The sequence below is a fragment of the uncultured Ruminococcus sp. genome, from assembly GCF_946415235.1.
GTDB lineage: Bacteria > Bacillota > Clostridia > Oscillospirales > Ruminococcaceae > Ruminococcus.
The window spans coordinates 1-3571 of sequence record NZ_CAMKRR010000167.1; the positions used below are offsets into that span (position 1 = coordinate 1).

The window sequence follows — 3571 nt, forward strand, 5'->3', positions numbered from 1 at the left end:
GAGGTCACAGCATGAAAGCACAGTACACAGCTCCCGAAATGGAGATAATCACATTTGACAGCGAGGACGTTATCACTGTAAGCTTAGGCATCGCTTCAAGCGATACAGAGCTCGAGCCGCAGTAACAAATAACGCTGCCGAAAAGCTCGGAACTTATATAATAGTATCATGTCGCAGTACTTCTGACAGGCAACCGTCAGAGGTACTGTTTTTTTGCTTCCGACCGCAATACCAAGCCTCGGGGAACTGTTTAATAAATTGTAAATTTTCTTATTTCATTATTGTGCAGCCAAACAGGCTGTGATATAATTGTTGCAAGCCTGCGGGCTTAATCATAACAGTAAAGGAGTTAAAAACCATGAAAATCAAAAAGATCATCGCAGCAGTTACAGCAATTGTGCTCATTGGGGGAGCATATCCGTCAGTATCAGCTCAGAACAGCCATACCACTGCTGCCTATGCCACAGAAGCTTCTTCCGTAACGGAAAAGGGTGTCCGCTACAATGTATACGGCGACTACGCCGCGGCTGCGGAAGTAAACGGCGAGCTCGGCTGTGAGATCGTCATTGCAGACGAAATAGGCGGAAAGCCTGTAACAGCTATTGAAAAGGGCGCGTTTGACGCAGTAAAGGACAAATTGAAGTCCGTAACTCTCGGAAACAGCATCAAAACCGTTAGCGAAAGAACTTTTTAAGAGTTCAGTGAGCTAACGACTGTCAAGTTCGGAGACGCTGTCGAAACTATCGGTAACTGCGCTTTTGCGTACTGCCCGAAGCTGGAGAGCGTAACATTCGGCAAGAACCTTACAGCTATCGACAAGTGTGCATTTTTCAGCTGTCCCTCACTGATATCACTGGAATTTCCCGACAGCCTTACCGTAATTGACGATTTTGCATTTGAGATGTGTACAGGGATAAGCAAAATAAAATTCGGAAAGAACCTTACGCGCCTCGGAAACTGCGCTTTTAAAGACAGCTCCAACATAACCGAGGTCGATCTGGGCGAAAACCTTGAATCTATCGGCTCAGCTGTATTTTCGGGCGAGAACCTCAGATGCCTTGTGATACCCGAAAAGGTCACAAAGATCGGTCAGCTCGGCTGCCCTCTGTATTTTAAGTTTTCTCTCAAGAACAGAGACACAGCCATTGTCATAAAGAACCCCGAATGTACTATCATCAATGATTATGTACCTTCATATTCCGAATATAAAGGCGACTACAGCCAATGTGTCATCGTCAGCGCAGATGACTCGGCTTCGCGTAAAACTGCCGAAAAGTACAAGCTAAGATACTGCTCTGTTGAGGATTATGAAAAGGGCAATTATGAAAGACTTACCTCAATAAACGACCTTATCGAAAGCTACGGCATGACGTTTGAAAAGAACGAAACAGGTCTTACCTTAACAGGCGCTTCAAATGTCGGCAGCGGCAATTCAAAGATAGTTATCCCCGACGCTGTTGACGGAGTTCCCGTTACAGCTATCGGCAAGGAAGCTTTCAAGGACACGGAGATACAATACGTTTATTTCGGCGAAAACATCACAGAGGTCGGAGAAAGCGCCTTTGAGGGCTGTACGATACTCTATATGGCGGTTCTCAATGATGGTCTGAAAACTATAGGCAAATCGGCTTTTTATAACTGCTCAAATATGAAATCCGTGGTTGTGGGAGATAATATCGAAACCATCGGCGAAAAGGCTTTCTTCCGCTGCTCATACATAGAGGATATACAGCTCACAGATAATGTAAAGTCTATCGGCTGCGGAGCTTTCGGCAGGACTCGCATAAAGGAAATGACCATTCCTGCAAGTGTTACCGAACTCAAGGGCTGTCCTTTTGATGCTTCGGATCCCAAATACAGCATACGTGAGGGCATGAGATATACTACCGTCGTTAATATCATGAACCCCGAATGCAAGCTTTCATACCTTTACAGCGCTGACGAATGGAAGGACTGCTATATAGTCAGCGAAGAGGGAGAGCCTCAGGTATTCGCAAAGATACAGTCTATCAAGCACTGCACCTTTGAAGAACGTGAAAAGCTCGAATATTTCGGATTCGGCGTCTCATATTTCGGCGAAGCCGCTTTAAGAGAGTACGGTATGCGCTTCACAAAAACAGAGGACGGAGCTGAACTCACAGAAGTCATTATCCCGGAGGACGGCGTTCTGGTTATCCCTGATGAAGTTGAGACTATCCCTGTAACAAGCATCTCTCCTTATTCATTAAGGAACAATATTCAAGGTATAGACAGTAAATATGCAGTAAAAAAGATAAAGATAGGCAAAAATGTAAAAAGCATCCCCGAAGATGTGTGCTTTGGCGGTGATATGTTAAACCTGAAAATAGTCGATATCGGTGACGGAGTGGAAAAAATAGAAAAAGGTGCTTTTCAATGTTGTGAATCCCTCTCTTCTGTGAGCTTCGGCAAAAACATAAAGGAGATAGGCTGCGGCGCTTTAGATTCAACCATTGATCTCCCTAATGTCGTTTCAATAGACGATGATGCATTTGAAAGCTGCATACATATAAAAAATATAAACTTTGGAAACAAGCTGAAAAGCATAGGCGCTTATGCTTTTTCACATATTCGTGATTATAAGGTGCTTGATCTTCCGGACAGTCTCGAATCAATCGGAAAATACGCTTTCCGTGAAGGCTACTCTCTTGAAGAAGTAAACTTCGGAAGCGGCCTCAAAACTATCGGAAATTACGCTTTTTCAGATAACAGTCTGCTTAAAAAGGCTGTTCTCAAAGAAGGTCTTACCGAACTCGGCAAGGGAGCATTTGAAAACTGCTATCTTCTCAGCGAAGTGAACATTCCTACAACTCTCACTGAAATAAAGGAGTCGACCTTCGACTATACTACGATCAGGTCGCTTGTTCTTCCTCAGAACATAAAGTCCGTAGGAAAATACGCTTTCTATTCTATATACCGCAACAGAGATAATATGAAAATCGAAGAAGATACATACGACAGAATTATACAGATACCTTTGCTTGACGGTGAAGTCAGCATAAAAGTGCTCAATCCCGACTGTGAAATCGCAGAAACGGCTTTCATGGGTAATTTTACTGCTATGTACGGCTATAAGGGCTCGACTGCCGAGAAATACATGGCAGACAGAAAGCAAAGCGACAAATTCATCGCACTCACAGATGCCCCTTCAGAATACCTTGCAGGAGATACAAACTGCGACGGCACTGTTGATCTTGCAGACGCAGTACTAATAATGCAGGCGCTTGCAAATCCTAACAGATACGGTCTCAACGGCACATCCGAAAGCCGCATAACCGAGCAGGGCTGGGAAAACGGCGACGTTGACAAGAACGTAGCAGGTATCACAGTAAATGACGCACAGAAGATACAGACCTACCTCCTCGGCATCATAAAGAGCTTCGACTGAACATCAATATAAAACATATAAAAGCGGCAGTAGTAATACTGCCGCTTTTTTAGTTAGTCTCTCCTCAAGCCATAAATATACACCGAAATATCGACAAAAGCGAACAGATATTGTATAATAGAAGTGCAAGGGAAAGTACGAAAAACGATGAAAAAGCTTGCACTT

2 protein-coding genes are annotated in these 3571 nt (G+C 43.9%); both read left to right on the plus strand.

The genetic code is table 11. The annotated features are described in order from the left end of the window. Nucleotides 1-358: 358 nt before the first annotated feature. Entirely contained in the window at nt 359-694 is a 336-nt protein-coding gene (locus tag Q0R37_RS15475; protein WP_294755512.1) for a hypothetical protein, read from the plus strand. 48 nt (nt 695-742) lie between these two features. Continuing rightward, nucleotides 743-3406, plus strand: a complete 2664-nt coding sequence (locus Q0R37_RS15480; protein WP_294755513.1) for a leucine-rich repeat protein — start codon at nt 743-745, stop codon at nt 3404-3406. Nucleotides 3407-3571: the final 165 nt, after the last annotated feature.

Excerpts from the sequence above, each read along its gene's own strand:
- Q0R37_RS15475 (WP_294755512.1), top strand. The coding sequence starts at position 359 with ATGAAAATCAAAAAGATCATCGCAGCAGTTACAGCAATTGTGCTCATT.